Genomic DNA, 2,183 nt, shown 5'->3' on the forward strand with positions numbered 1-2,183 from the left:
GTCGAGGATTACCTGAAATCCTGCGGCTTCAGCACCACGCGCAACAAGCCCTATGCCGGCGGCTACATCACCCAGTATTACAGCCGCCGCGACCAGGGCCTGCACAGCCTGCAGCTCGAGATCAACCGCGACCTCTACATGGACGAGACGCGCATCGAAAAGGCCGGCGGCTTCAATCGCGTGCAGAGCGCCATGAGCGGCCTGGTCGAATTGCTGATCGCCTCGGCCAATCCCGATTTCCTGAAAGAGTGACGCCATGACCGCGCGACGCCTCGGTTACCTGCTGGCCTTCGCGCTGTTCGCCACCTGCAGCCAGACCATCCCGGTGGATACGGCGCGCGCCAGCGATACGGCCAAGGCCGCCGAGGCCGCCGAAGTGGGTGATGCCGGCCAGGGCCGCATGCTGGCCGACCGCTGGTGCGTCGCCTGCCACGGCACCGCCTCGCGCGGCAACGACGCGGCGCCCTCCCTGCCGCGCCTGATGCGCGGCCGGCCGAATGACGAGGCGCGGCTGCGCTCCTGGCTCGCCGCGCCGCACCCGCCGATGCGCGGCATCGAGCTGTCGCGCCAGCAGACCGAGGACATCATCGCCTGGCTGCGCCAGCTCAGCCGGGATTGAAACCCACAAAATGATCGTCATGCGCGGACCCAAGAGGCTCTTCTTGGCCGCGCATCCACGTCTTTCTTTTCGCAGAACCGCGTGGATGCCCGGCACTAGGCCGGGCATGACGGTTGCTACTGTTATGCCTGCGCCGCCTGCTCCAGCGGCAGGGCCGTGGTCTGCTTGATCCGGTGCAGCACGATGCTCGATCGCACGCTGCGCATGCCCGGCACGCGCAGCAGGCGGGTCGAGAGGAAATCGGCGAAGGCTTTCAGGTCGGGCGCCACGATGCGCAGCACGAAATCGGCTTCCCCGGTCACCGACCAGCATTCCAGGATTTCCGGACAGGCCACCACCACCTGCTCGAACCCCTGCACGATGCCTTCGGCATGGCGCTCCAGCGATACCGCCGTGAAGGCCAGCACGCTCAGGCCCACCGCCTCGGGCCGCAGCAGGGCGGCATAACGCTCGATCACGCCCTCCTGCTCCAGGCGGGCGAGCCGCCGGCTGATCTGGCTGGCGCTCAGGCCCACCGCATCGGCCAGGGCGGCGTTGGGCGCGCGGCCATCCTGCTGCAGGGCGGTGAGCAGGCGCAGGTCAAAGACATCCAGGTCGGGCGTCATGCACGATTCCTCCGGTTTTCCAATCAATATGCCATTTTCATGCACATGGCGACCGGAATTCGCGTCATGTTGCGGAGTTTTTGCGCAGCATTTGCGATATCCTTGCCACAGGAAAAGACGGCAAACGGGAGGCTGCCATGGTGGCACAAGAGCATCTGGCCGATCTGGAGATCGCCGCCGACTATACCCATGCCCAGCCGTTGGAGCGCTACACGGCCGAGGACCATGCCGTGTGGCGAACCCTGTTTGCGCGCCAGGCGGCCCTGCTGCCCGGCCGGGCCTGCCCGGAATTCCTTGCTGGCCTGAAGGGGCTGGGCGTGGCGGCCAGTTATGAAAATGGCGGCGGCGTGCCCGATTTCGAGCGCCTGTCCGATGTGCTGGAAAAGGCCACCGGCTGGCGCATCGTCTGCGTGCCCGGGCTGGTGCCCGACGACATCTTCTTTGGCCATCTGGCGGCGCGCCGCTTTCCGGTCACCTGGTGGATCCGCCGTAGCAGCCAGCTCGACTACATCCAGGAACCCGACGCCTTCCACGACATCTATGGCCATGTGCCGCTTTTGATGAATCCGGTCTTCGCCGATTACATGCAGGCCTATGGCGAGGGCGGGCTGAAGGCGGCGGGCCTGAACGCGCTGCACCGGCTGGCGCGGCTCTACTGGTATACGGTGGAATTCGGCCTGATCGAAACGGCGGACGGCCTGCGCATCTACGGCGCGGGGATTCTGTCGTCGAAAAGCGAAAGCGTGTTCTGCCTCGATTCAGCGGCGCCCAACCGCGTGCGCTTCGACCTGCTGCGGCTGATGCGCACTCGCTACCGCATCGACACCTTCCAGAAAACCTATTTCACCATCCGCAGCTTCGAGCAGCTGTTCGAAGCCACGCGGCCCGATTTCACGCCGCTTTACGCGGCGCTGGAAAACCAGCCCGATCTCGGCGCCGGCGATCTCGATCCGCAGGAC

The 2,183-nt window shown here is 65.8% G+C and carries 4 protein-coding genes; 3 read left to right on the top strand and 1 reads right to left on the bottom strand.

Going from position 1 to position 2,183, the window contains the following annotated elements; translation table 11 throughout:
* The coding region (locus tag Q1J79_RS17080; RefSeq protein WP_300302724.1) for an N-formylglutamate amidohydrolase at nucleotides 1-252 on the top strand (252 nt) is incomplete at its 5' end.
* A gap of 4 nt (nucleotides 253-256) precedes the next feature.
* Entirely contained in the window at nucleotides 257-619 is a 363-nt protein-coding gene (locus Q1J79_RS17085) for a c-type cytochrome (protein WP_300302726.1), read from the top strand.
* Between the two features lie 122 nt (nucleotides 620-741).
* Here Q1J79_RS17085 and Q1J79_RS17090 read toward each other — a convergent pair whose 3' ends face one another.
* Nucleotides 742-1,224: an Lrp/AsnC family transcriptional regulator gene (locus Q1J79_RS17090; RefSeq protein WP_300302728.1), complete on the bottom strand. Its 483-nt coding sequence runs from the start codon at nucleotides 1,222-1,224 to the stop codon at nucleotides 742-744.
* Nucleotides 1,225-1,361: 137 nt separating this feature from the next.
* On the opposite strand from Q1J79_RS17090, the gene phhA reads away from it, so the two are divergent.
* On the top strand, nucleotides 1,362-2,183 hold an 822-nt coding region (gene phhA / locus Q1J79_RS17095), incomplete at its 3' end, for a phenylalanine 4-monooxygenase (protein WP_300302730.1).

The sequence above is a fragment of the Ferrovibrio sp. genome (assembly GCF_029255545.1).
In the GTDB taxonomy this organism is placed as follows: domain Bacteria; phylum Pseudomonadota; class Alphaproteobacteria; order Ferrovibrionales; family Ferrovibrionaceae; genus Ferrovibrio.

Bases quoted from the DNA above. Each gene is read 5' to 3' on its own strand.
- Q1J79_RS17085 (WP_300302726.1), top strand. From the start codon at position 257: ATGACCGCGCGACGCCTCGGTTACCTGCTGGCCTTCGCGCTGTTCGCC.
- Q1J79_RS17090 (WP_300302728.1), bottom strand. From the start codon at position 1,224: ATGACGCCCGACCTGGATGTCTTTGACCTGCGCCTGCTCACCGCCCTG.